General features: G+C 36.8%; 18 protein-coding genes and 1 pseudogene. 10 read left to right on the top strand and 9 right to left on the bottom strand.

Going from position 1 to position 25,214, the window contains the following annotated elements; all coding sequences use genetic code 11:
* Window positions 1-189 precede the first annotated feature (189 nt).
* Complete coding sequence (gene dnaK, locus LF886_RS07075; RefSeq protein ID WP_236853500.1) at window positions 190-2,088, bottom strand: molecular chaperone DnaK; 1,899 nt, start codon at window positions 2,086-2,088, stop codon at window positions 190-192.
* A gap of 474 nt (window positions 2,089-2,562) precedes the next feature.
* On the opposite strand from dnaK, the gene ppk1 reads away from it, so the two are divergent.
* From ppk1 to LF886_RS07045, 6 genes are all read left to right on the top strand, one after another.
* Window positions 2,563-4,635 carry a polyphosphate kinase 1 gene (gene ppk1 / locus LF886_RS07070; RefSeq protein ID WP_103231716.1) on the top strand — a complete coding sequence of 691 codons (2,073 nt, stop codon included), beginning with the start codon at window positions 2,563-2,565 and terminating at the stop codon, window positions 4,633-4,635.
* A complete protein-coding gene (locus tag LF886_RS07065; RefSeq protein WP_236853499.1) occupies window positions 4,632-5,516 on the top strand; it encodes an exopolyphosphatase in 885 nt (294 codons plus the stop codon). Before ppk1 ends, LF886_RS07065 begins: the two co-directional genes overlap by 4 nt.
* A 381-nt stretch (window positions 5,517-5,897) precedes the next feature.
* Window positions 5,898-6,551: an NAD-dependent epimerase/dehydratase family protein gene (locus LF886_RS07060; RefSeq protein WP_236853498.1), complete on the top strand. Its 654-nt coding sequence runs from the start codon at window positions 5,898-5,900 to the stop codon at window positions 6,549-6,551.
* Window positions 6,548-6,697 (top strand): hypothetical protein, encoded by a 150-nt coding sequence (locus LF886_RS07055; protein ID WP_236853497.1) that lies wholly within the window; start codon window positions 6,548-6,550, stop codon window positions 6,695-6,697. Before LF886_RS07060 ends, LF886_RS07055 begins: the two co-directional genes overlap by 4 nt.
* Before the next feature lie 141 nt (window positions 6,698-6,838).
* On the top strand, window positions 6,839-9,877 hold the full coding sequence (locus tag LF886_RS07050) for a choice-of-anchor I family protein (RefSeq protein ID WP_236853496.1): 3,039 nt from the start codon (window positions 6,839-6,841) through the stop codon (window positions 9,875-9,877).
* A gap of 211 nt (window positions 9,878-10,088) precedes the next feature.
* Complete coding sequence (locus LF886_RS07045) at window positions 10,089-10,481, top strand: DUF3060 domain-containing protein (protein WP_236853495.1); 393 nt, start codon at window positions 10,089-10,091, stop codon at window positions 10,479-10,481.
* A gap of 108 nt (window positions 10,482-10,589) precedes the next feature.
* On the opposite strand, the gene LF886_RS07040 is transcribed toward LF886_RS07045, so the two are convergent.
* The 5 genes from LF886_RS07040 to LF886_RS07020 all read right to left on the bottom strand — a co-directional run bounded on the left by LF886_RS07040 (window position 10,590) and on the right by LF886_RS07020 (window position 15,800).
* Window positions 10,590-10,838 carry a NifU family protein gene (locus tag LF886_RS07040; protein WP_002977212.1) on the bottom strand — a complete coding sequence of 83 codons (249 nt, stop codon included), beginning with the start codon at window positions 10,836-10,838 and terminating at the stop codon, window positions 10,590-10,592.
* Between the two features lie 47 nt (window positions 10,839-10,885).
* A complete protein-coding gene (locus LF886_RS07035; RefSeq protein ID WP_236853494.1) occupies window positions 10,886-11,992 on the bottom strand; it encodes an Mrp/NBP35 family ATP-binding protein in 1,107 nt (368 codons plus the stop codon).
* Window positions 11,993-12,111: 119 nt separating this feature from the next.
* A complete protein-coding gene (locus LF886_RS07030) occupies window positions 12,112-12,858 on the bottom strand; it encodes a hypothetical protein (protein WP_236853493.1) in 747 nt (248 codons plus the stop codon).
* A gap of 40 nt (window positions 12,859-12,898) precedes the next feature.
* Entirely contained in the window at window positions 12,899-14,848 is a 1,950-nt protein-coding gene (locus LF886_RS07025) for a hypothetical protein (protein WP_236853492.1), read from the bottom strand.
* 1 nt (window position 14,849) lies between these two features.
* The gene (locus tag LF886_RS07020) at window positions 14,850-15,800 is read right to left on the bottom strand and encodes a hypothetical protein (protein ID WP_236853491.1); all 951 of its coding nucleotides are present in this window, start codon (window positions 15,798-15,800) and stop codon (window positions 14,850-14,852) included.
* A 164-nt stretch (window positions 15,801-15,964) separates the two neighbouring features.
* Here LF886_RS07020 and LF886_RS07015 point away from each other — a divergent pair, with 164 nt between their 5' ends.
* Entirely contained in the window at window positions 15,965-16,420 is a 456-nt protein-coding gene (locus tag LF886_RS07015; RefSeq protein ID WP_236853490.1) for a hypothetical protein, read from the top strand.
* A gap of 182 nt (window positions 16,421-16,602) precedes the next feature.
* On the opposite strand, the pseudogene LF886_RS07010 reads toward LF886_RS07015, so the two are convergent.
* Window positions 16,603-17,981: pseudogene (locus LF886_RS07010) on the bottom strand (outer membrane beta-barrel family protein).
* A gap of 1,057 nt (window positions 17,982-19,038) precedes the next feature.
* On the opposite strand from LF886_RS07010, the gene LF886_RS07005 reads away from it, so the two are divergent.
* Window positions 19,039-21,840 carry a GH92 family glycosyl hydrolase gene (locus LF886_RS07005; protein WP_236853489.1) on the top strand — a complete coding sequence of 934 codons (2,802 nt, stop codon included), beginning with the start codon at window positions 19,039-19,041 and terminating at the stop codon, window positions 21,838-21,840.
* Window positions 21,841-22,036: 196 nt separating this feature from the next.
* Here the strand turns inward: LF886_RS07005 and LF886_RS07000 are convergent, their stop codons facing one another.
* Together LF886_RS07000 and LF886_RS06995 are read right to left on the bottom strand one after the other, a co-directional pair.
* Window positions 22,037-22,759 (bottom strand): phytanoyl-CoA dioxygenase family protein, encoded by a 723-nt coding sequence (locus tag LF886_RS07000; RefSeq protein ID WP_236853488.1) that lies wholly within the window; start codon window positions 22,757-22,759, stop codon window positions 22,037-22,039.
* 6 nt (window positions 22,760-22,765) lie between these two features.
* A complete protein-coding gene (locus tag LF886_RS06995) occupies window positions 22,766-24,016 on the bottom strand; it encodes a dicarboxylate/amino acid:cation symporter (RefSeq protein WP_236853487.1) in 1,251 nt (416 codons plus the stop codon).
* Window positions 24,017-24,236: 220 nt separating this feature from the next.
* On the opposite strand from LF886_RS06995, the gene LF886_RS06990 reads away from it, so the two are divergent.
* Window positions 24,237-24,725, top strand: coding sequence for a BON domain-containing protein (locus LF886_RS06990; RefSeq protein ID WP_152290180.1), 489 nt, complete (start codon window positions 24,237-24,239; stop codon window positions 24,723-24,725).
* 7 nt (window positions 24,726-24,732) lie between these two features.
* A complete protein-coding gene (locus tag LF886_RS06985) occupies window positions 24,733-25,152 on the top strand; it encodes an SH3 domain-containing protein (RefSeq protein WP_103231700.1) in 420 nt (139 codons plus the stop codon).
* Window positions 25,153-25,214: the final 62 nt, after the last annotated feature.

Raw genomic sequence — 25,214 nt, 5'->3', positions numbered from 1 at the left:
GCAGCTTATTCCTCTCCTTTCAATATCGTATAAAATTTTTCTTCTTAACGAAAACATGGCTTAAAATCGTCAACACAAATATGACTTAAATGTTGAATTTTGTAATTGTAAGAGGAATAGGAATAGGAATAAAAAAAACAGCAAACAATGTTTGCTGTTTTTTTATTTATAACTGAAATTAATCAATAATTATTTTACTTCTTCGAAGTCTGCATCCTGTACATCTTCAGCCCCAGCGTTTCCACCAGCGTTCTGAGCTCCTGCACCTGCATCAGCACCTGGCTGTTGACCAGCTGCATATAATTCTTCCGAAGCTGCCATCCATGCTGCATCTAACGCTTCAGTTTTAGCTTTTACGTCATCAGCATTTTTAGCTTCGAAAGCCGTTTTTAATTCTGCGTGAGCTGCTTCGATTGCTGCTTTTTTGTCAGCAGAAAGTTTTTCACCGAATTCTTTCAATTGCTTTTCAGTCTGGAAGATCAATCCGTCTGCTTTGTTGAAAACTTCAACTTCTTCTTTTTTCTTAGCATCTGCTGCAGAGTTTTCCTGAGCTTCTTTCTTCATTCTTTCGATTTCTTCGTCAGAAAGACCAGAAGAAGCCTGGATTTTGATCGTCTGCTCTTTACCAGTTCCTTTATCTTTAGCAGATACACTTAGAATACCATTAGCATCAATATCAAAAGTTACTTCAATTTGAGGAACTCCTCTTGGTGCTGGTGGAATATCCTGAAGATCGAATCTACCGATTTCCTTGTTATCGTTGAACATTGATCTTTCACCCTGTCCTACTCTGATGCTTACCGCTGGCTGATTGTCAGAAGCTGTAGAGAATACCTCAGATTTTTTAGTTGGGATAGTAGTGTTCGCTTCAATTAATTTCGTGAATACAGACCCCATTGTTTCGATACCTAAAGAAAGTGGAGTAACGTCAAGTAATAATACATCTTTTACATCACCTGTCAATACACCTCCCTGGATTGCTGCACCAATAGCTACAACCTCATCCGGGTTAACTCCTTTAGATGGTTTTTTACCGAAGAATTTTTCTACTTGTTCCTGGATGATTGGGATTCTTGTAGAACCTCCTACCAAGATTACCTCATCAATATCAGAAGTTGATAAACCAGCATCTTTTAATGCTTTAGCAACCGGCTCCATAGATCTTCTTACAAGATCAGCAGATAATTGCTCGAACTTAGCTTTCGTTAAAGATTTTACTAAGTGCTTAGGACCTGTAGCCGTAGCAGTGATATAAGGTAAATTGATCTCAGTCTGAGTAGAAGATGATAATTCGATTTTAGCTTTTTCAGCAGCTTCTTTCAATCTTTGAAGAGCAATAGCGTCCGCTTTTAAATCTACACCTTCTTCAGCTTTGAACTCATCAGCCATCCAGTTGATGATCACATCATCAAAGTCATCACCACCTAAGTGTGTATCACCGTTTGTAGACAATACTTCAAATACACCATCTCCTAAATCAAGGATAGAGATATCGAAAGTACCACCTCCAAGGTCATATACTGCGATTTTCTGATCTTTATGGCTCTTATCAAGACCGTAAGCTAACGCTGCAGCTGTAGGTTCGTTGATAATTCTTTCTACTTTAAGACCTGCAATTTCTCCAGCTTCTTTAGTCGCTTGTCTTTGTGCATCGTTGAAGTATGCAGGAACAGTAATTACCGCTCTTGTTACTTCTTGTCCAAGATAATCTTCAGCAGTTTTCTTCATTTTCTGAAGAGTCATTGCAGAAATTTCCTGTGGAGTATATTCTCTATCGTCGATTTTTACTTTTACAGTATCATTGGGTCCTGAAACCACTTTATAAGGTACTCTTGAAACTTCAGAAGCATCATCTTTAAAGTGCGTTCCGATAAATCTTTTGATAGAGTAAACAGTTTTTGTTGGATTCGTTACAGCCTGTCTTTTTGCAGGATCACCTACTTTTCTTTCTCCGTCTTCTGTAAAAGCTACAATAGAAGGAGTAGTTCTCTTACCTTCTGCGTTAGGAATAACAACAGGGTCTTTACCCTCCATTACAGCAACACAAGAGTTGGTTGTTCCTAAGTCAATTCCAATTATTTTACTCATAATATTTTATATTTTTTCTATTTTTAATTTAATTTACACTCTCAATTTCTCAATATCTATACCATTCAAAGAATTATGACAAAATGACACAATAAAAACAAAACCCCTGATAAAATCGGGAGTTTGTATGATTTAATATGGAAATATTTTCATATAATTTTTACAAGAATAGCTCTTAGCCTATTTAAATCTATTCATTAATTCTTTTTCTTTTTTCTGACATATTTTACAATATAACATTTTGCTGTACATTTAATATAAATAATCCTTATTAACTTGATATATCTTATCATTTGCTGCATAAAAGTAGAATTTCTCAATATTCACTTTATAAAACACATTGATTATCAATATCTTTATTATCAACACCACAAATTAATTCACTAATATTTAAAAATTAATTAAAGTTTAACCTAAGAAATAGAGACAGAATCTGTACGAATTATTATTTTTGATAAAATATACACATTTAGAATGTCATTACACTTTAATCCACGAGATATCACATGGCTTGCCTTTAATGAAAGAGTTTTACAGGAGGCTATGGATGAAAAAGTTCCTTTACATTTAAGAATACGTTTCCTTGGAATCTTCTCCAATAATTTAGATGAATTTTTCAGAGTACGTGTTGCCGGATTAAAGCGTGCCATGGATTTTAAGGAAAAAGTGATTGCTGAGTCTTTTTATCAGCCACCCTCCAAAATCCTTCAGAGAATCAATGAAATAGTCATGAGGCAACAGCTGAATTTCGACAAAACCTGGAAGAAAATCCAGACTGAAATGGCTGAACACAATGTTTCCATTAAAAATTCTAAAAATCTGACAGCAAAACAAAAAGAGTTTGTCAGACAATATTTCGACGAAGTGGTAGAATCTAATGTCATTCCTATCCTTCTTCATGAAAATACACCGATGCCTTATGTGAGGGACAAAAGTCTTTATTTGGGGGTAGCGATGAGAAAGAAAGACTGGCAGTATTCCAGCAATTATGCCATTATTGAGATTCCTTCCCGTTTTGTAGGACGATTTGTTTTGCTGCCTACAGAAGATCCGGAAGAAAAAAATGTAATGCTATTGGAAGATGTGATTACCTTTAACCTACCGCACATATTCTCTTATTTCGGATATGACGAGTTTGCAGCCAATGCCTTTAAAGTAACAAAAGACGCCGAATTGGATCTGGACAATGACATCCGAACCAATTTTGCAGAAAAGATAGAGAAAGGACTCAAAAACAGAAGAAAGGGGAAACCTACCCGTTTCGTTTTTGATAAAGATATGGATAAAGCTTTGCTGGAACTTCTTATCAGAAAGCTGAATTTAACTAAGAAAGACAGTATCATCCCTGGAGGAAAAATTCATAACTTCAAGCATTTCATGGATTTTCCTGATGTTTTTGAAAAGTATGAAAGGCCTGTGGAAAGAACTTCTTTTACCCACCAGGCATTTGAGCATGGCGAAAGAGTGACAGATGTTATATTAAAAGAAGATATACTTCTTACCTTCCCTTATCATAAATATAATCCGGTCATTGACCTTCTGCGTGAAGCGGCAATGGACCCGGATGTAAAATCTATACAGATCACGGCTTACCGTCTTGCCAGCAGCTCAAAAATTATCAATGCATTGATCTATGCGGCAAGAAATGGCAAAGAAGTAACTGTAATGTTGGAACTTCAGGCAAGGTTTGATGAAGAATCCAATCTGGAATGGAGAAATATGCTGGAGCCCGAAGGAATTACCGTTCTTGTAGGAATTCCAACCAAAAAAGTGCATGCCAAGCTGTGTGTTATCAAAAAGAGAGCACACAACAAGACCATTCAATATGGATTTGTAAGTACAGGAAATTTCAACGAGAAAACAGCAAGAATATATGGTGACCATTTGTTGCTGACCGCAGATCGTGGCATCATGGCAGACATCAATAAAGTTTTCAATGTTTTGAAAAAACCAAAAGATGACTTTATTCCGGTTTTGAAAACTTGTAAAAATTTATTAGTTTGTCCTCAATTTATGCGTGAAAAGATTGTTCACCATGTCGATAAAGAAATCGAAGAAGCTAAGGCAGGACGAAGAGCAGAGATCATCGTAAAAGTAAATTCTCTGAGCGACAGATTGTTGATTGAAAAATTATACGATGCAGCCAAAGCAGGAGTGGTGGTCAGATTGATCGTAAGAGGAATCTATTGTGCCGTAAATCAGAAAGATTTTAAAGAGAAAATAAAGGCCATCAGTATTGTAGATGAATACCTGGAACATGCCAGGGTTATGTATTTTTATAATAAAGGGGCCGAAGACATGTACATTTCTTCCGCAGACTGGATGACCAGAAACCTTGATTACAGGATCGAAGCAGCGGCTAAAATAACGGACAAAAATCTCAAAAAAGAATTAAAAGATATTCTTGACATTCAGCTGAGAGATAATGTAAAAGCCAGAATTTTGGACAAAGGACTGAGCAATGAATATATAAAAAATGATAAAAAAGAATGCCGTTCACAAATAGAAACCTATAAATATTTAAAAGCTAAAACAATCAAAAAATGAAGATAGCAGCGATAGACATAGGGAGTAATGCAGCCCGACTTCTTATCAATGAAGTAAAAGTAAACAACAGAAAACCGGAATTCATCAAGCTGAACCTTCTCAGAATACCTCTGAGACTGGGAATGGATGTTTTCACCATCGGAAAAATAGGTCCGGAAAGAGAAAAAATGGTCATCGATTCCATGAAAATCTTCAGTGACCTGATGAAAATATACAAAGTAGAACATTACAGAGCCTGTGCTACCAGCGCTATGCGTGATGCAGCCAATGGTAATGAAATTATAAGTCAGGTAAAAGAAGCCTCAGGAATCAATATCGAGATTATTTCCGGTGATGAAGAAGCTACCCTTATTTATGAGAACCATGTAGCAGAAGGCCTTGACAAAGAATTCGCCTATTTATACATTGACGTAGGTGGAGGTTCTACCGAGCTTACCTTCTATGAAAACGGTAAAATGGTTTACGAAAAATCTTTCAATATCGGAACAATCCGACTTCTCAATAACCTCGTTACGGTAGACAACTGGAATGAAATGAAGGAGGAGATAAAGACAAACATCATCAGCAAAAAGCCTATTGTGGCGATCGGGTCAGGAGGAAACATCAATAAAGTATTCTCCATGAGCAAAACCAAGGACGGAAAACCAATGTCTTTGGCTCACCTGAAAAAAACGTATAAAGAGCTGAATGAGCTGTCTGTGGAAGAAAGAATGACAAAACACAACCTGAGAGAAGACCGTGCCGACGTACTGGCACATGCACTGGGCATTTTCAACAATGTCATGTCATGGTCTGACATCAACAGAATATTTGTCCCTAAAATCTCTGTAGCCGATGGACTGATTCATAATATCTACAGTCAGTTACAACATCATAAATAACGACATTCAACACTATATAAAGCCAGCCATTTTTGAGCTGGTTTTTTATTTTAGAAGCTTTTCCCGCTTTCCGCTGTATCTTTTTCGCTAACACCTGCCCAATGCCATACAGAAAAAGGATGTTGCTACAATCGGGGCTAGGGTCACATTCATCCATAACCTAAATTGTCATTGTGACACGCGAACATGATTCATAAGCAACCAGGCAATTTCTATATTGTTAAGTTTTGGCTAAAGCCAATGGAAATTTTCTCATTTTCTAAGGCGGGCTAAAGCCCACCCCTATTGAATTTCACCAACAATATTTTTTATTAAAAATTTTCTCAAATTTTAAAGTAAAACCTCTCCCCCATTCGTCATACGATTATCAATAGCAAAGCAATGAACTCAATCAAAATAATTCTTACAGGAGCTACAGGAATGGTAGGCGAAGGTGTTTTAATGGAATGTCTTGACAATCCTAATATCTCAGAAATACTCAGCGTAAGCAGAAAACCCTCTGGAAAAACACATCCTAAGCTGAAAGAATATCTCGTTCCCGACTTCTTATCAATCGACCTTCATGATGAAAAACTGAAAGGTTATGATGCCTGTTTTTTCTGTGCAGGAATCAGCAGCGTAGGCATGAATGAAGAAGACTATACCAAAATAACTTACGATACCACCCTGCATTTTGCAAAAGCAGTTTTGAATCAAAATCCGGAAATGGTTTTCAACTATGTCTCCGGAGCCAGCACAGACAGTACAGAGAGCGGAAAACTTATGTGGGCAAGAGTAAAAGGCAGAACCGAAAATTCTTTAAAAAAGATGAACTTCAGGGGAGCTTATAATTTTCGTCCTGGATTCATGAAACCTGTTGACGGTCAAGTGAATGTAAAATGGTTTTTTAAACCTTTTATTTGGATTTTTCCTATTTTTTTTCAGTCAAAATCATTAACTTTACACGAAGTGGGTAGAGCAATGATCAATGCCACACACAAAGGGTACCCTACCTCCACTTTAGAAATTAGAGATATTAAAAATTTAGCGATATGAGAGACATGTTAAAAAGAATTGTTCTGGTTATTTTTGTACTCTTGCTTCTGACTGCAGTTTCAGGATATTTTTACATGCAGAAACATCCGTTGGAAGGAAATAAATCAGGTACGATTTTAAATTTTTCAGGAAAGCCAGAGAAATAATTTCATTCTAATGCTTCTCATTCAAACATAATTTTATCTTTTTATCGGAAACAAACCTATTTTTTAAACATTTCTTAAGATTCCATTAAAATAGTTGCGAAACAGAAAGTTCATTTTTGCATTTATCTAATTGAAGTAAAAATGATCAACAACTACCTATTAAAAGGGTCTGTGATTGCCGCATTCTTTTTCCAGAGCGGTCTTTTTGGACAGACACTGATTCATTACTGGAATTTTAACAATAACGCATCTGCAGCAGCAATCACCACACCTACTTCTACCATGGTGAATGGTTCTCTTGCAGCAATAGCAGGAGGTACAAGCGTCATCGATTTTGCCGGTGGTACTGCACAGAATTTTAATTTGCAAAATTTAAATGCGAGAAACGGTGATGCATCCGGAAACCATTTAAGATTCAATAATCCGATTGGAGGAGCTTTACAATTTAATCTTCCAACAACAGGATACAACAATGTCATTGTTAAATTTACAACCAGAAGATCTACACAGGGAGCAGGAACGCAGACATGGTCTTATTCCACAGATGGAACTACCTTTGTACAGTTCCAGACTGTAAGTCCTCAGGATGCCGATCCACAGCTGACTACTCTGGATTTTTCTGCCATACAGGGAGCTAACAACAACCCCAATTTTAAATTAAAAGTTGATTTCTCTGCCACAGGAGGGGGAACGGGAGGGAACAACCGTTTTGATAACTTTACCGTAGATGCTACACCTGTAGGAGGGGTTGATACCACTCCGCCAACAGTCACTTATCTGCCTGCTAATAATACCAATAACGCTTCAACAACTGTAAATCCTACCTTATCTTTTAATGAAAATATAAGATTAACGGATAATTCGCCAATTAGCAATTCTAATGCACAAAATCTTGTAGAGTTCCGACTTGGAAATGCTTCAGGTACCCAAGTTCCTTTTACGACGACTTTCAGCAACAATATCATCACAGTGATCCCTACTTCCGGTTTAGTACCGGGGCAGGCTTATTATGTAGCGCTTAAGCCCAATACAGTGGAAGACTTCAGTGATAATGGAGTTACTGCCGTTACGTCCAGTACTTTTACTACTGCCGGAACTACAATTTCTTTAGAAAAGAATTTCATTAAAGTCGATGAAAATGCAGGAAATCTTGCTTTCAAAATCAATATCACCAATCCTTCAACTGCTACAGTAAATCTTGTTGTAAAACCAGCGCCGTTCAGTACGGCTGATGCCAATGATTTTACTTTAGCAAATCAGACAATTACTATTACTCCATCTACAACAAGCTACACTGTAAATATTCCGATTATTGATGACACAGTGGCAGAACAGCAGGCCGAATATTTTGTGGTAAGCCTTGAAAACCCTGTCGGAGCAACCCTTTCAGGTGACAATTCTGCTACCGTTTATATTGTAGATAATGATAAACCAGCACCGATTCCTTCCCATCAGATCCAGCTGAATTACCTTGGAAGTTTTGACCCTTCAGGAAACAGTACCAGTTCTACAGAAATTGTGGTTCACGATCCATCCACTCAACGTTTATTCACAATCAGTTCAATCACGGATGTTTTTGATATCATTAATTTCAGCACACCGAATACTCCTTCAGTCATTAAAACTGTAAATATGGCTCCTTATGGCGGTATCACAAGTATCGCTGTGAAAAACGGAATTATAGCCGCCTCTTCCCCCAATGCTAATCCTCAGCAAAACGGTTCTGTAGTATTTTTTGATATTAACGGAAACTTCCTGAAACAAGTTACCGTAGGTGCTTTACCGGATATGGTAACTTTCTCTCCTGACGGGACAAAAGTAATTACTGCTAATGAAGGGGAACCTAATGATGCTTACACTGTAGATCCTGAAGGAACAATCAGTATCATTGATATCTCAGGAGGCATTGGAAACCTTACACAAAGTAATGTAACCACTCTTAATTTCAACAGTTTTGATTCTCAAGTAGCAGCTCTTACTGCTACAGGATTAAGAAAAGTAAGAACCAATAACACTCTTTCTCAGGATCTGGAACCTGAATATGTGACTATCAGCTCTGACAGTCAGAAAGCATGGGTAACACTTCAGGAAAATAATGCTGTTGCAGAAATTAACCTGGTCACTAAAACCATCACAGGAATCTGGGGATTGGGCAAAAAAGACATGAGTCTTCCAGGGAATGGTTTTGATGCTTCGGATAATAATGGTGAGGTTTTGATCGCTAACTGGCCGGTGAAAGCTTATTATGTTCCGGATGCGGTCCAAAACTATAAGGTAGGAAATACCCATTATATCGTAACGGCTAACGAAGGAGATGAAAAGGATCTTTCCGGATACAGCGAGAGAACAACTGTGGGGGCTAATACCTATACTTTAGATCCTGTACTTTTCCCGAATTCTTCAATTTTAAAGGCTTCTTATAACCTTGGGAGACTTAGGGTTTCTTCTGCTACTGGAAATACGGACGGAGATGCCGACTTTGAAGAAATGGCAGCTCTAGGAGCCCGTTCATTCTCTATTTTCAATGCAGATACCAAGCAGATTGTATATGACAGTGGGGATCAGTTTGAAAGATATATTGCAGCCAACCATCCATTAATTTTCAATGCGGATAATGAATCTAATGGTGCTAAAAACAGAAGCCGCGCCAAAGGTCCTGAACCGGAAGGGGTGGCATTAGGAAATATCAACGGGCAGACTTATGCTTTCATTACATTAGAAAGAACCGGTGGCGTTATGGCGTATAACATCACAGATCCCAATAATCCTACTTTCACAGATTACAAACACTCCCGCTCTACTTCCGCTTACGGAGGAGATAACGGTCCTGAAGGCATCATCTACATAGCTCCTGAAAACACAACCACCAATACAGGTTATGTGATTGTCGCCAATGAGATCAGCGGAACTTTATCCATGTATGAAGTAGCAATGCCAGCTACTCTGGGAACCGGGGAAACAAAAACTGAACAGGCAACATTCAACGTATTCCCAAATCCTGTGAACAAAGGAAATACACTTTACTTCAACAGAAAACAGGATTATGAATTGTATGATATGTCCGGAAAGCTAATCGGAAAAGAAAAGAATGCTTTAACAATAAATACTTCCAATCTCTCTACAGGTGTTTATCTTATAAAAACCTCAGAAGGGCAGATAAAAAGAGTTATTGTAAAGTAAAATATGTATTTAGTTGATTGAAAAGGCTTCGGAGATTCCGGAGCTTTTTTGTTATTGGGAAATTAGAATCCGCCACAGAATTAAAAGTGATCAAAAAATCGTTGAGGAAACCGCATCATAAAAATTTATTATTTAAGATGTATTTAACTTTTAAAATGGATAAAAAAAATGATTTTATATCTATATTTACTCCAAACAAACCAATTTCACAATGAAAAATATTAAAACAGCAGGAGTTTTGGCTCTCCTCTTACTTGGAACAGGTACGGCCTTCTCACAATCCAGAAAAACAGAATCTGCCAATGGGTCAGAAAAATCGGATAATAATAAAATGATACAGGTAGAAGGTGTAGGCCATAAGCTCAACTATACCCTCAATGGAGGAATTGCCGAGATTGAAGGAGCCGATAACACGGTAACAATCAAAGGCAGCGCAAAGAAAATCTCTATTTCAGGAACCGGCAATAAAGTATATGTTGATAAGGTAGACAAAGTTATTTTAGAAGGAGGCGGTAATGTAATTTACTACAGAACTTCGGGAACAAAATCGGGAAAACCGGATCTCTCTGTTGAAGGAGTAGACAATAAGCTGGTGAAGCAATAAAAAAATGTACCCCTCACAGATTTCAAAGACTGTGAAGGGTATTTATTTTTGAACAAAAAAAGACAGGCCTTAAAAAGCCTGTCTTTTAAAAATATCTCTGAGATAATTTTACTCTACGTTGATTACCTTTTCAATTTCCGGAGCGTGTTGTTTGATCGTATTTTCAACGCCCAGTTTTAGGGTTGAAAAATTCAATGAACATCCGGAACAGTTACCTAAAAGTTTCACAAAAACCTGATTATCTTTCACGTCAATAAGCTCAATATCACCTCCGTCTTTATTCAAAAACGGTCTGATACTTTCCAGAGCTTCCATTACTCTTGTTACTGTGTCTTCGTGCGTTATGTTTGTTTCCATATTTTTCAGTTCAATTCGGTTCTTTTCAATTGTATTGAAAGTTATAATTATTTTGCTTTTGGTGAGCATCCAGCCATTGTGGAAATCTTTACAGCTTCAGTAGGAGGAAGACTTTTATTTCTTTCCACTAAACTTTCTACCATTTTTCTGGCAGTTTCTGTATAGATATCTGCAATTTTAGATCCTTCCTGAAGCGCCGCTGGTCTTCCTACATCTCCTGCCTCTCTGATACTTTGAATCAATGGAATTTCTCCTAGTACAGGAATTCCCAAATCTTCAGCTAAATATTGCGCTCCCTGATTTCCAAAGATATAATATTTATTGTCAGGAAGTTCTTCCGGTGTAAAATAAGCCATATTTTCGATTAATCCAAGAACCGGAATGTTAATACTTTCCATCTGGAACATGGCAATTCCTTTTCTTACGTCTGCCAATGCAACATGCTGAGGCGTACTTACGATCACTGCACCTGTTACAGGAACTTCCTGAATGATGGATAAGTGAATATCACCCGTTCCCGGAGGAAGGTCTATTAATAAGAAATCCAATTCTCCCCATGCAGCATCTCTGATCATCTGGTTTAATGCTTTTGAAGCCATAGGACCTCTCCACACTACTGCCTGATTGGCTCCTGAGAAATATCCTATTGAAAGCATTTTTACTCCATAATTTTCAACAGGTTTCATCAAGCTCTTACCGTTTACTTCTACAGAAACTGGTTTTTCACCTTCTGTATCAAACATGGTAGGAACAGATGGTCCATAAATATCGGCATCTAACAATCCAACTTTAAAGCCCATTTTAGCCAATGTTACTGCCATATTTGCAGCCACTGTAGATTTTCCTACTCCTCCTTTACCGGAAGCAATAGCGATGATATTTTGAATTCCCGGAATTTGTTTTCCTTTGATCTGACTTTTCTGAATTTCACTAGGCTCGGGAGAAACGATTTTAAGTTTTAAATGAACCTCTTCTCCAAACTCACTGGCAAAAGCTTGTTTCATTGCAGCTTCCAGCTTTTTCTTTTCGTGCATTGCAGGCGAATGAGCGGTCATGTCAATATAAACATCATTACCCACAATCTGAAGATTACTCACCAAGTCGTCTACTTCTATTTCTTTAAGGAAATCCTGAACCTTTTCTTTCGTCAACATATAAATATAAATTGTTTACAAATTTACGCATTTTTCACCTATTTAGAATAAGTAAACACAATCATAGATAAATTCTTTTGTAAACCCAGGCTCTCAGCCTTTTATACACCTATACATTATTACCTGAAATAGGTTACTAATGGGATATTTTTATTCCAGAATTCACTGGATTTTAACAGCCAGGAGGTAGAGAAGAAAAATAAGGATGTTGTTTCAAAAATAAATGTAGAATACATTAAAAATGGATTATGAGAAGATAAACTATTTTTAAAAAGAGCGATGATTCCAATACACGCAATGCTTATAAGAATTCCCCAACCACAGATTTTATAATACAGATTTCTACGGCTTTTCTTTACGGCTTCTTCCTCAGACATAGGTTTACCATCCTGTTCTTTATCACTTTTTTGAAAGAAATACAAACAAAAGACAGCAAAAGACACAAAGAGTAATCCAGCACTTGCATAATGTACGCCACTGAACCATTCTTTATAATTTTCACTTCCTATGGGAATATAAATATTACCCTCATACCCTTTTATTTCTGTTGGAAAAACAGCAACCAATACTGCCATTACTCCTGCAAAATTTGAAAGCATGTTTTCATATCTGTCTTTTCCTCTGTAGGTAGCGAATAATCCTCCTAATACACACAATGTTCCTACAAAAATGATGTGTCCGAAACTGTAGTAATAATGACTGATACTTACTTTAAGCGGATGTTCATCGTTCAGGAAATAAGTTGTTGCAACGAGAAGAAATGACAAAAGAAATCCAAGTAACCCGATAAACATTCGTAATTGATAATAGGAGATCAAAACTCCGTTATTATCATCCTGAGCAGGTTTTTTAAAATTAGTTTCCATGAGTTTAGTTTTTGAGGTTTTGGTAGTTGTAAAACTGAGATTATAATGGAATTGTTATTTTGTCAATAATTCTCACATTTTTGTCAGGATCTATTTTAAAATTGTCTCGGATAAATTTCTTAGGATCTTCTGTAAGCATTTCTTTTTGCAGATAGGATGCTTGTTTCTTTTTCAGCAAATTCATCCATTTGTATGTTTTTTTTATGGCCACTACGTAGATGACAATTTCTTTATCTGTTATCTTGAACTTCAAAAAGTTTTTATTTCCTGTATTTATTTTCCCTGATGAAATTTCGGTTACATAAAATTTGAAAAGATGATAGCCTACAAGAATATACCACCCAAAAAGTATGGATTGCAAAAGAGAAGCAATGATGACCTGTACAATAAGATAATCATTATCCTTTGGGACTTTAAAAAAGCTTTTTAAATCATTGATAAATGACAAATGGCTGTCATCTAAAAAAGTAAATCCGTAGGTGGGAAATATTGCAAACACCCACAATTGAATACCAAACGAAAGCACAAACAATGTTCCCCGCATTATTTTGCTCTTCCATTGTTCTTCTTCTGAACATTCTGTACTGGTGACTTTGGTGATGATAAAATAAAATACCATCGGGATTACAAGTAATATCAGCCATTTTACAATAGAATCAGAATAGCAAAAAACACAGGCAACGATTAATGAAAGAAAAAACAGCAATACGGTGAATTCATAATTGATCATAAAGAAAATAAGGTTCCAGAATGTTTTCTTTCCAGACTTTTCTTTAGAAGGGTATCTGCCATCCAGTTTATATTTCAGTTCTGTAGTCGTTGTATTTTGTAAGATGGGAAGCGTGATTTCATCTTTTAAGAAGTCAGTAATATGCCCGAAAGCTCCTCCTCCCCCCGAAGTAATATAATGTTTGATTTCTTTGTCGTAGCCCTTCACATTTTCATCTAATTTATAATGGGAATAATGATGAATATCTCCTGTAAGCACCACATCAAAAATAATTTCTGATTTTATATTACCTGCTTCCAGTTTTCTGACCGCTTCTTTCATCGTTCTGATGATATATTCCAGGCTATCCATACGCTGTTTCCTCTTATGTCTGTCTTTTATTTCATAATTGTACCAATAAGGTTCTGCAATGAGCAATATCACATGGTTGACATCATTCCCTTTCGATATTTTTTCTACATATTCCGTAAAAAAGGCCATTTGAGGGATATCAATATCACCCAGCAGCTGATTGTCAATTCCCATTAGATGCACATTTTTCCTCAATGAGTAGGCAAAATAGCTTCTGTTCTGTACCGTTCTGTAGTTACTGATTTTACTTCTCTGGCACATCAGCCTGAAAAAAGCACTTAACCCATCATACCAGTCATGATTTCCCGGTGTTGCAATGAGGATAGGCCCTGCCTCTCTTGTATCCGGAGCTACAAGTCTTAAAGGTCCTTTGAAACGGTCTCTGTAATTGACTTCAGAGCCTACGGGATATACCAGATCACCTCCTATGGCCAAAACTGACCCCTTTTTTAGTTTAATTTCAGCCTCATCCTCAATATCTCTATCGAATTCATTTTTAAAAGAATACGTATATACATCTCTTGTTAAATGATAAAAAACAGTGGTAGTCGCATCAAAACCATCCCCGGTATCTGCAATAAAATCAAACCAGAATTCTTCTTCCGATTCATCACAATTATTCTCTATCAGCTCTCTTCCGGTATCTTTTCCCAAAGCCGTCTGCATTTCTCTTTTGTCTATGATAGAAAGGATATCCGCAGAAAGAGAAACCATTCTAAAACTGTTCATCAGTCCGGTAAAATCAAACCATTTTACAGGTTTTTGAGGAATAAAGTAATAGGGATATTTCTCAAAAATATCTTTGAATATTTTCACTTTTTTAGCAGCATACAGACTGTCCTTACAATAAAATAGGATAAAAGCGGCTGCTACCAACAGTAAGAGGTAAAAAAGAATTGTTTCCATCATGCTATGGATTTTGTGTAGGTTTCCCTAAAGTTCTTATATTCAGAAGTTTTTTAAGCATATCAAACCAGAAATTGGAACCCAAGCTAATGGCAAAAGCTGTCAATAGAAATCCCAATATTCTGAAAAAAATGTCTTCGACATTGCTTTTATCATTTTCTTTTACCTGTCCAGGTTTAGCCTTTTCCCAGCCTAAAAGATTGTGAGACTCACTGAGCAGCGTATTGTATTCTTTCTCAATTTTTACCGGTATACTTAATGAGTCTTTTGGACGTCCTTTAATCTCAGGATTCTTCTTCACATATTCTGCTGCAGATTCTACCAGTTCTTTCCTTAGTTTTTCATCACTGTTCAGCTTATCAATCATTCGTAAAGTATCTCCGTTTACAGCAAAGGCAATTACAAATCCAAGTACCAATAGAATATATTGCACTCTTCTGGAATACCACGTATTGGCACGTTCCATACATTCATCAAACCAATGAATGATCTCTTGTTTGAAGTCTGTAATATTTCCGGCAGATTTTTTTAGCAAGAAAAGAAGGTGTGATTTTGTATTTTCCGAAAAAGAGGCCTGTTCTATTTTCTTTTGGATTTCCTCAAGGGAGTCTGAAAATTGTTTATCATTGATAAAACTTAAAAGAATGGCATAAAAGTCCTCTTTTTTAAGGTAGCTAGGAAGTTTTTTATACTTTTTAGAAAGCAATTGATCCAGATAAGACGAAGTGGACACATCATCCCCCAGAAAAAGAATAAGTGGCTGTTCATAAAACTCATTGATCTTCTCAGGATTTTTACTTTTATCAAAAAGCATTTTTTCTATTGTACTTTTCAGCATTTCCCCTCTCATCCGAAAAAATGTTGAGATCATCTCCATTACAGTCATCGCAAAAATGCTAAGCAGCAGATATACAAAGACAAGCCCTATGGCTAATTCAATTAGTTGAAGGTTCATGATTATGGATTTTTATTAGTTTATCATCAAATTTAGCAAATTAATAAACTGATTCATATAACACTTTTGTGGTATTTTATTCTTTTAAAAAACATTTATGAACATATATTTAATAGAAAATCACTAGTTTTATTAACATATATAGTACTACAAAAACCATTTTTATGAAAACCACTACTTATCCTTCCAAATATGCACTACCAAAAGGAATTTTCACGGTAGGAAAAACAAAATTCAAGTGGTATAATCTCGCAAATGATCCTGCAGAAATCTCTTCGCAGGATATTCATAATGCCAAACTGTGTATTGAAAATGCTGAAGAAAATTTTCAGAATAGGGATGATCTGGGATTTGTCATTATGCACCGTTGCGGGGAGAACTATCTTCTTTTGGTCTGTACATGGCGAAATGAAAATGAATTATGGGAAAGTGTCTACTATGACGGCTCCGGGAATTTTGAGATATGGGACAGAAACAAAACCCACCTCCCGACTTACTGCGTTTGGGAAATGGGTATTGTATATCATGAATCCCTATCCTGGAAGAAATATCTTGGCTCCGGAAGGGAAGAAAAAGACCAAGAGGAATATCTTAATGCTTTCTTTGAAGGAGAAGTGTAACGACTTCTGCATTGTCATTGACTATGTCGAATCTTCGATTTCTGACGAAGGAAGAATCTTCTTTATGAGATTCTTCATTTCACTTCTGAACTACGTTCGCAGACCTTTAGTCTGTATTCAGAATGACATAAACCATAAAACAACCTAAGTATTTTAATTTTTTATAACTTAAATCTAAACGTTTAATTAGCTCTGTTTTTTTCATCAAACTTTACATTACGGTCCATTCCTTTTACTTTTTTATTCCCGAAAGTATAAGTGGCGGATACGGTAAGTCTTCTGGCATCGTAATAATTATTATAAGAATGCGTTCCTGTGGTATAATATATTTCACCTACACTTTTTCCCTGCTTTAAAATATCGGAAACAAAAACATTCAGCTGAAGGCTTTTTTCCATAAGACTCAGTTTCAAACCTGTGGTAAAACTTCCGGCAAAATCCATGTATACATTTCCAGAGTTAGATGGCAGGCGGAACCAGTAATTAAGAATCAGCTGCACTGTTTTGCTTGGGTTGAGTGAGATATTATTCTGAAAATCGAAATCATAGCTATTTCCTTTTCTCGAAAGAGCATCAGTCGCAAAAACATCAGTGTTCATATAAGAATAATTGGCCGAATAATTAGCTTCCCATTTTTGAAAAAAGTATCCGAATAGTTCAATGAAACGCCCATGCTGTTCTGATTGTAGTAGTTTTCAAAAGTACTCACCCTATTTTCACCCTTAAGATTCGCCAATTGACCAAACGCGTCTACGGTTCTCTGAAAATAAGCTGATGCTGATAATTTTCCTTTATAGACATAGGAAAATTCAAAATTATGATTGATAGAGGGTTTCAGGAAAGGGTTTCCGGTAAAATAAGAATTGATATTAATATACCAGCGGTAAGGGTTTATCGCCCGAAATCCCGGTCTGTTGATCCTTTTGGAATAATTCAGGTTGAAAGTATGGTTTTCATTGTTTTTATAGGAAACATAGGCGGTAGGAAAAAACTTTCCGTAAGAATTTTCGGTCTGCTGTCCGGAGGTTAAAGAATTTCCATTGACAACAGAGTATTCATAGCGAAGTCCCGCTTTTGCCGACCATTTTTCATTGAAAGACTTTTCAAAACTGATATAAGCCGCATAGTTTTTTTCATTATACTCAAACTCATTGCTTTTCAGAGGATCTGTAACGTAGTTTCCGTTCGTTAGATTCTGATAGAAAATGTTAGAATTATTATCAAAATTCGTGAATTTCACTCCTGTTTCAGTCTTTGCAAACGAGTAAGGAAGAGTAAGATCTGCCTGTCCGGAATAAATTTTATAATCGACCATTGATGGGGATTTTACAACAAAACGATCTCCAGAACTTTCAGTGGTTGTAAAATCTATGGTTGTCTCAGGAACATTAGAGAAATAATTCCCTGTAATGCTCAGTTTATTGTCTTGTTTCCCAAATTTAAGATCATAATACGCACTGGCCGTGTGCTGTTTACTTCTAGCTCTGTGTTCCGCATAAGTAAGTAGTGTATTGGTATAATTACCATTCTGGAAATAGTTTGAAGTATTCGTGATATCCATATTGGAATGCCCGAATCCGAAATCATAAATAAATCCAATATTAGACTTTTTACCCAACTGATAATCTAGACTTAAGTTAGCCCCAACCCCATCTCCAAAATCTCTTCTGTTATCATTGCTTTTAAGACCGTCTGCACCTTCTATCCAATAATTTTCGTAAGAATGCTTTTCGTTCTTACTTTGTCTTAACTTCAATGAGGTGCGCAATTTTTCATTCTGATAATTAACGGTTGCACTATTTGAATTTCCTGTATAAGTTGTCTGCTGCAGACTGGAAGTAAAACTTCCGCTCCATCCGAGATTCTGATTCTTCTTCAAAACAATATTGATCAGACCACTGTTTCCCTGCGCTTCGTACTTAGCAGGAGGCGAAGTAATGACTTCAATCTTTTCTATATTTTCAGATCGAAGACTTTTAAGGTAAGTAACGAGTTCTGCATCTGACAAATTCAAAATCCGGTCGTTGATCATTACTGCTACTCCACTTTTTCCAACAATGGAAACTCCCGTATTATCATCTACTTTTACCAATGGGGTTGTTGCAAGAGCATCCGCCCCATCCATTCCCTGTGAAGCAACAGAATTGGAAACATTGAAGACCAGTCTGTCTGCTTTTCTCTCAATCAGCTTTTTTCTGGCGGTAAGCGTAACGCCTTCGATCTGCTTTTCTTTCTTTTTTTCAATAAAAAAATCATGTTTCACGACTCCGTTTACGGTCAATTCTTTATTGGATATTTCTATACCGTCCTGTATAAGTTTTATGTTATAGGTTCCGTTTTCTGAAAGTCTCAGTGAATAATTTCCTTTTTCGTCTGAAATGGCAGTCTGCTTCTTCTGATCTTTTACTGCGATCACCTCAACGTAAGGCACCGCATTTCCAGTTTGGGAGATTTTTCCTGTTATCGTTTGGGCAAATACAGCTGCCGGCAACAGCATAATTACAGAAAGTAAGGTCTTCTTCATGAATGTAATAGTTTTCTATAAGACAAGCTATCCGTCTCTTTTATTACATCTGTTCTACTGTTTTTCAATATCTTCGCTTTTATAAAATCAGAACATGAAAAAAGGGCTTATTGCATTTTCTTTATTTATTACTCAGATCATTTCCGCACAGAACTATTCACAATATGTCAACCCGTTTATAGGAACCGGAGGCCATGGCCATACTTTTCCGGGGGCTATCGTTCCTTTTGGAATGGTACAGCTTTCTCCGGATACGAGAATTGACGGAAGCTGGGACGGATGCAGCGGATATCATTATTCAGATTCTGTGATCTATGGTTTTTCTCATACTCACCTCAACGGAACAGGGGTTTCAGATTACGGAGATATTATGCTGATGCCAACAATGGGAAATCCGAGCCTGAGCAGTAAAGAGTATTCTTCAAAGTTTTCGCATAAAAATGAAAAAGCAACGGCAGGATTCTATGCTGTCAAATTAGACAAAAATAATATTGATGTTCGTCTTACTACTACCAAAAGAGTAGGCTATCACGAATATACATTCAATAGTGCTGGAAATGCCAATATCATTTTAGACCTCAACCACCGAGATAAGCTTCTGGAGGGTGAAGTAAAGATCATTGATGACAAAACCATTGAGGTTTTCAGAAGAAGTGAAGCTTGGGCTACCAACCAATATATCTACGCCAGAATTGAGTTTTCAAAACCTATGAAAATTTCAAAAAAAGAGGTCAATGGAAAACAGGAAACTCATCTTTTTACCGGGACAAAGCTTGCGCTGGCATTTTCAACCCAAGTTAAAAAAGGAGAAAAGATCAATGTAAAAGTGTCCATTTCTCCTACAGGCTATGAAGGAGCAGGAAAAAATATGCTGGCAGAGGGACAATCTAAAGATTTTGAAGCCGTAAAAAAGCAAGCGGAAGCTGATTGGGACAAAGAACTTTCAAAAATTGAAGTGACGTCTGATGATAAAAATAAATTAGCTGTTTTTTACACCGCTTTATATCATGTGTTTACACAACCTAACATCAATATGGATGTTGACGGAAGATACCGAGGCAGGGATAATAAGCTTTATAACACAAATGGCTTTGATTATTATACGGTATTCTCTCTTTGGGACACCTTCAGAGGCGCTCACCCGCTGATGACTTTAATTGATAGAAAAAGAACTGCTGATTTTATCAATACCTTTATTAAACAATACGAACAGGGAGGGAAACTTCCTGTATGGGAACTGGCTTCCAATGAAACAGAGTGTATGATCGGCTACCACTCCGTTTCTGTGATTGCAGATGCTATGGCTAAAGGAATTCAGGGATTTGATTATGAAAAGGCCTTTCAGGCAGCCAAAGGCTCAGCGATGCAGGATATTTTCGGGTTGAATGCCTATAAGCAGAATAATTATATCAGTATCGATGATGAACATGAAAGTGTTTCCAAAACAGTAGAATATGCCTACGATGACTGGTGTATTGCCCAGATGGCAAAAATTTTAGGCAAAAAAGAAGACTATCAGTATTTCATGAAACGTTCTCAGAACTGGAAAAATCTCTATAACCCAAAAACGGGTTTTATGCAGCCAAGAAAGAATGGGAATTGGTATGAACCATTTGATCCCAGAGAAGTCAACAACAATTATACGGAGGGAAACTCATGGCATTATTCTTACTCTGTACAGCAGGACATTCCGGGGCTTATTGCTGCCCATGGAGGAAAAGAGAAATTTGAACAGTTCATTGATGCCATTTTCACTGCTCCGGATACAACAACGGGAAGAGAGCAGGTAGACATCACAGGATTGATGGGTCAATATGCTCAGGGAAATGAACCAAGCCACCATATTGCTTATCTGTACAATTTTGTAGACAAGCCTGAAAAAACAGATGCCAAAATAAAATATATTCTTGATAATTTTTATAAAAATACTCCTGACGGACTGATTGGAAATGAAGACTGCGGGCAGATGAGCGCCTGGTATGTTTTAAGCTCAATGGGAATCTATTCTGTTACCCCGGGGCTTCCTGAATGGGAAACGACAACGCCTTATTTTGATGAAATTAAAATTCACCTTGAAGACGGTACTACGCGAACGATTACTAAAAATACGGACAGAGCGGAACTTAAAAAACTTGGATTTGAAAATGTAAAACCTGCTAAGGATTTTAAATATACAGAACAGACGGCTTCACCGGTCATTGCAGCCGATAGAATCTTCGATTTTTCTACCAAAGTTGAGATCACTCCATTGAACCCGAGTGACAAGATATATTATATGACCATGGATTATAGTGACAGCAACAAAAGAAAGACATTCTCTACCTACAAAGGACCATTTTCTATCACAAAAACAACCCAAGTGATGGCTTATGCTGAAAGAAACGGAGAGAAAAGCTCTGTAACAACAGCCAATTTTAACAGAAGACCTAATTATTGGGATATCAATATTCTTTCAAAAGTAACTCCACAGTATAGCGCTACCGGAAAGCTGGCTCTTATTGACGGGATCAGAGGGGATGTCAACTGGAGAAAGGCTGAATGGCATGGATATCAGGGTCAGAATTTTGAAGCCATCATTGATTTTAAATCTCCCAAGCAGATTAACTCATTATCTTCCTCTTATCTTCAGGACAGCAGAGCATGGATTCTGATGCCTAAAAAAGTGGAATATTATGCTTCTATGAACGGCAAAGATTTTATCCTTCTGAAAACCATCGATAATGACATTGATCCTAAGGATGAAAAGGTACAGATCAAAGATTTTTCTACTGAAATTCTTCCTACCGAAGCCCGATATATCAAAGTAAAAGCCTACTACTTCGGAAAACTTCCGGAATGGCATCAGGGTGCCGGAGGAGATGCTTATATTTTCATTGATGAGATTGCTGTAAAGTAAGGAAGATGGAAGAGTGAAGATGGAGGTTTCTATTTACCGGGTTACTTTTTAAAGCTGGCTTGAAGAAAGGTTAGAATTAAAAATTCGATAAAATAAACATAAATTAATCTTTAGTCTTTCAGTAACATCCTTCCTCCAGCATGAGGCATCCAACCATAAAAAATCGCCCTTCAAAAATTCGAAGGGCGATTTTTTATTAATTCATTCTTTCCGACCATTGCAGGACTTCGGGAAGTTCCCTATCAGAAAATTCGATGTGGATTACTCTTCTCTTTTTTCCGTTGGTTGTCCGGTTTGAACCGTGAAGAGTCAAAGGCTTCATAATCATGATTCCACCCTTTTCTACGTTGCAAATTTCTTCTGTTTCTACGGTCCAGTCTATCGTTTCTGGTCTGTAAATGCCTTTTGCATGAGATTTTGGAACCACTTTCAAAGCTCCGTTATTTTCATCTGTATCATCCAGATGGATTCTGATGGTATAGATATTTTCTAAAATACCTAGTGGAGGCTGAACGGCAAACTGATTCTTCTTCGTAGTCCAGGGACCGAAATCGGGCAGATCCAGTTTTTTATCCACGGAAATCGTCAGATCCTGATGATAGGCTACATACCAGTTGGAGGTTTCAGGCTTATCAAAATAGATGCTTTTTACCACAAAATATTTTTCTCCGAAGATTTCTTTAACCACTTTCTGAATATTGTCATTGAAAATAAGATCTTTGATTTCGGGAACTTCTTTTAAAAACTGTCTTATCGCAAACAGGTCTTCAGATTTTCTGAAATTCTCTTTTGAGGTATCTATATACTGCAGAACATTGTTTATTTCTTCAAGTTCTTTCTGTGAAAATATAGCATTGATAACAGCAAAGCCATATTCTTGAATATGGCTTTTATTGTTTTCTAAGTTATTTAAACTCATTGATATTTAAATTTTGTCTAATGGCTCAGTTAATTGTCCTTCCCATTTCGAAACTGCTGAAGTAGCCAATGTATTTCCTAATACATTCGTCATACTTCTACCCATATCACAAAAATGGTCAATTGGTAAAATCAAAGCGATTCCTTCCGGCGGAATACCGAACATAGAACACGTTGCCACAATAATAACCAAAGAAGCTCTTGGAACACCGGCAATCCCTTTTGAGGTAAGCATCAATACCAAAAGCATAGTAATTTGTTGTCCAAGGCTCATTTCGATCCCGTAGATCTGTGCAATAAAGATTGAAGCAAATGTCATATACATCATACTTCCATCCAGGTTGAATGAATATCCCAGGGGTAAAATAAAGGATACTACTCTGCTGTTACACCCGAATTTTTCAAGCTCTTCCACCAATTTCGGGAATACAGCTTCTGAACTCGTTGTAGAGAAAGCGATCAGCAATGGCTCTTTAATCCTTCTCAAAAGGTCAAACAGACGATTTCCTAAGATAAAATATCCTACCAGTAAAAGAACCAGCCAAAGAACTGCTATAGCAAAGAAGAAGTCTCTCAGATAAATAGCATATACTTTGAAGATTTCAAAACCATTGGTAGCCACTACTGCTGCAATAGCTCCCAATACTCCCAACGGAGCAAACCACATGATATACCCTACCATTTTAAGGATAGCATGAGCGATGATATCAAAAAGCTTCACCACAGGCTTAGAATATTCCTCTCCTAAATTCGCCAGCGCAACTCCAAACATCACAGCAAATATCACAATCTGCAATACCTCATTGGTTGCAAAGGCTTCAAATAAACTTTTAGGAATCATATGCTTTACAAAGTCTTCCATAGAAAAGCTTTTGCTGCTTTTAAGAAGTTCCTCAGCAGAGGATACGTCCTGAATCGGTAATTTTGTGACATGTCCCGGTTCTAGCCAGTTAACGAGGATCAACCCTATGAAAAGGGAAACCAGAGAAGCTGAAACAAACCAAAGCATGGCTTTTGTTCCTACTCTTCCGATCATTTTAATATCACTCATTTTGGCAATACCCACCACCAAAGTCGTAAAAACCAAAGGAGCAATAATCATCTGTACCAATCTGATAAAAACCGTTCCCAACAGTTTTATGTTTTTGGAAAAAGGTTCTGCATTTTCAGGATATTTCACATGTACAATACCTCCAATTCCTACTCCCACAAGAAGGGCAATGATAATTGCTATAAAAAGTTTATTCTGTCCTTTCATATATATAGTTCAATTTGCGCAAATATAATGGTTTTTCAATTGGCAGAAGATTTTCTTCAAATGAGATGAATTTTACATTAAGTTTTTGATCCCTAAAAATTAAAACCTTGATTTAGAAAATATTGTAAAAAAATTAAGAAACATTTATTGAATTTTTATTCTTTTGGTACAAATTTTATTATTACATTTGATTGTATAACAACATTAATAAATATACAATATGAAAAAAACTATTGCAATGGCTGCATTAGCTGTAGCTGTATCTTTCGGTGCTATTTCTTGTAAAAAGAAAGTTTCTGATGCCGATCTTCAGACTCAGGCTACAACGGTAGTAACTACTAATCCCAACGCTTCTGTTGAAGTAAAAGAAGGTGTAGCTCACTTAAGCGGAACTTTCGCAGATCAACAATCTAAAGATGCAATGATTGCAAAATTAAAAGCGATCAACGGTGTAAAAGACGTAATGGATATGTCTACTGTTGCAGCTGCTACTCCTATAGCACCTGTTGAAACTTCTTCTGCTGTAGATCCTGCTGTTCAGAAAAAGGTTCAGGATGCGGTGAAGGATTTCCCTTCTGTAAAAGTAGAAGTTGTAAACGGACAGCTTACTCTTACAGGAAACGTTTCCGGCCTACAGGCTAGAAAAATCAAAGAATCTGTAGATGCTTTGAAAATCGGAAAGTATAACAACAACCTAATCGTAAAATAATTTAGAAATGGGCGAATTACAAGATAAATATTCAAGTGTAGTTTCAGCGGCACAGTCTGCAGGAATCTCAAACCTACAGGTTCAGGAGCAGGACGGAATTCTTTATGTTTCCGGAAATGCTTCCAATACTGCGGCTAAAGATGCTGTATGGAATGCTTTAGGAGCTATTGATTCTACTTATTCTGCTTCAGATATCAATATTGACGTTCAGGTTGCAGGTCTTACTTCAGGAGCTTCTTTAACTGTTGCTACTGAAGATTCTAACCTAAATATCAGACAGGAACCTTCTACTGAAGCTGCTGTTGTAGGTAAAGCTGCTAAAGGTGCTTCTGTAACACTGATTGAGCAAACTTCTGATGACTGGTGGAAAGTAAAAACTGCTGACGGTCAGGAAGGATATGCTTATTCAAGATATTTAAGAGCATAATTTTTATTAAAAAATAATAAATTTTCACAAAAAAAGCATAGAGACATCCCAACTTTGGGATG

This window comes from Chryseobacterium sp. MEBOG07 (assembly GCF_021869745.1).
Taxonomy (GTDB): domain Bacteria; phylum Bacteroidota; class Bacteroidia; order Flavobacteriales; family Weeksellaceae; genus Chryseobacterium; species Chryseobacterium viscerum.
This window is presented reverse-complemented; position numbering and strand designations above follow the sequence as displayed.

Bases quoted from the DNA above. Each gene is read 5' to 3' on its own strand.
- dnaK (WP_236853500.1), bottom strand. From the start codon at position 2,088: ATGAGTAAAATAATTGGAATTGACTTAGGAACAACCAACTCTTGTGTT.
- ppk1 (WP_103231716.1), top strand. From the start codon at position 2,563: ATGTCATTACACTTTAATCCACGAGATATCACATGGCTTGCCTTTAAT.
- LF886_RS07065 (WP_236853499.1), top strand. From the start codon at position 4,632: ATGAAGATAGCAGCGATAGACATAGGGAGTAATGCAGCCCGACTTCTT.
- LF886_RS07060 (WP_236853498.1), top strand. From the start codon at position 5,898: ATGAACTCAATCAAAATAATTCTTACAGGAGCTACAGGAATGGTAGGC.
- LF886_RS07055 (WP_236853497.1), top strand. From the start codon at position 6,548: ATGAGAGACATGTTAAAAAGAATTGTTCTGGTTATTTTTGTACTCTTG.
- LF886_RS07050 (WP_236853496.1), top strand. From the start codon at position 6,839: ATGATCAACAACTACCTATTAAAAGGGTCTGTGATTGCCGCATTCTTT.
- LF886_RS07045 (WP_236853495.1), top strand. From the start codon at position 10,089: ATGAAAAATATTAAAACAGCAGGAGTTTTGGCTCTCCTCTTACTTGGA.
- LF886_RS07040 (WP_002977212.1), bottom strand. From the start codon at position 10,838: ATGGAAACAAACATAACGCACGAAGACACAGTAACAAGAGTAATGGAA.
- LF886_RS07035 (WP_236853494.1), bottom strand. From the start codon at position 11,992: ATGTTGACGAAAGAAAAGGTTCAGGATTTCCTTAAAGAAATAGAAGTA.
- LF886_RS07030 (WP_236853493.1), bottom strand. From the start codon at position 12,858: ATGGAAACTAATTTTAAAAAACCTGCTCAGGATGATAATAACGGAGTT.
- LF886_RS07025 (WP_236853492.1), bottom strand. From the start codon at position 14,848: ATGATGGAAACAATTCTTTTTTACCTCTTACTGTTGGTAGCAGCCGCT.
- LF886_RS07020 (WP_236853491.1), bottom strand. From the start codon at position 15,800: ATGAACCTTCAACTAATTGAATTAGCCATAGGGCTTGTCTTTGTATAT.
- LF886_RS07015 (WP_236853490.1), top strand. From the start codon at position 15,965: ATGAAAACCACTACTTATCCTTCCAAATATGCACTACCAAAAGGAATT.
- LF886_RS07005 (WP_236853489.1), top strand. From the start codon at position 19,039: ATGAAAAAAGGGCTTATTGCATTTTCTTTATTTATTACTCAGATCATT.
- LF886_RS07000 (WP_236853488.1), bottom strand. From the start codon at position 22,759: ATGAGTTTAAATAACTTAGAAAACAATAAAAGCCATATTCAAGAATAT.
- LF886_RS06995 (WP_236853487.1), bottom strand. From the start codon at position 24,016: ATGAAAGGACAGAATAAACTTTTTATAGCAATTATCATTGCCCTTCTT.
- LF886_RS06990 (WP_152290180.1), top strand. From the start codon at position 24,237: ATGAAAAAAACTATTGCAATGGCTGCATTAGCTGTAGCTGTATCTTTC.
- LF886_RS06985 (WP_103231700.1), top strand. From the start codon at position 24,733: ATGGGCGAATTACAAGATAAATATTCAAGTGTAGTTTCAGCGGCACAG.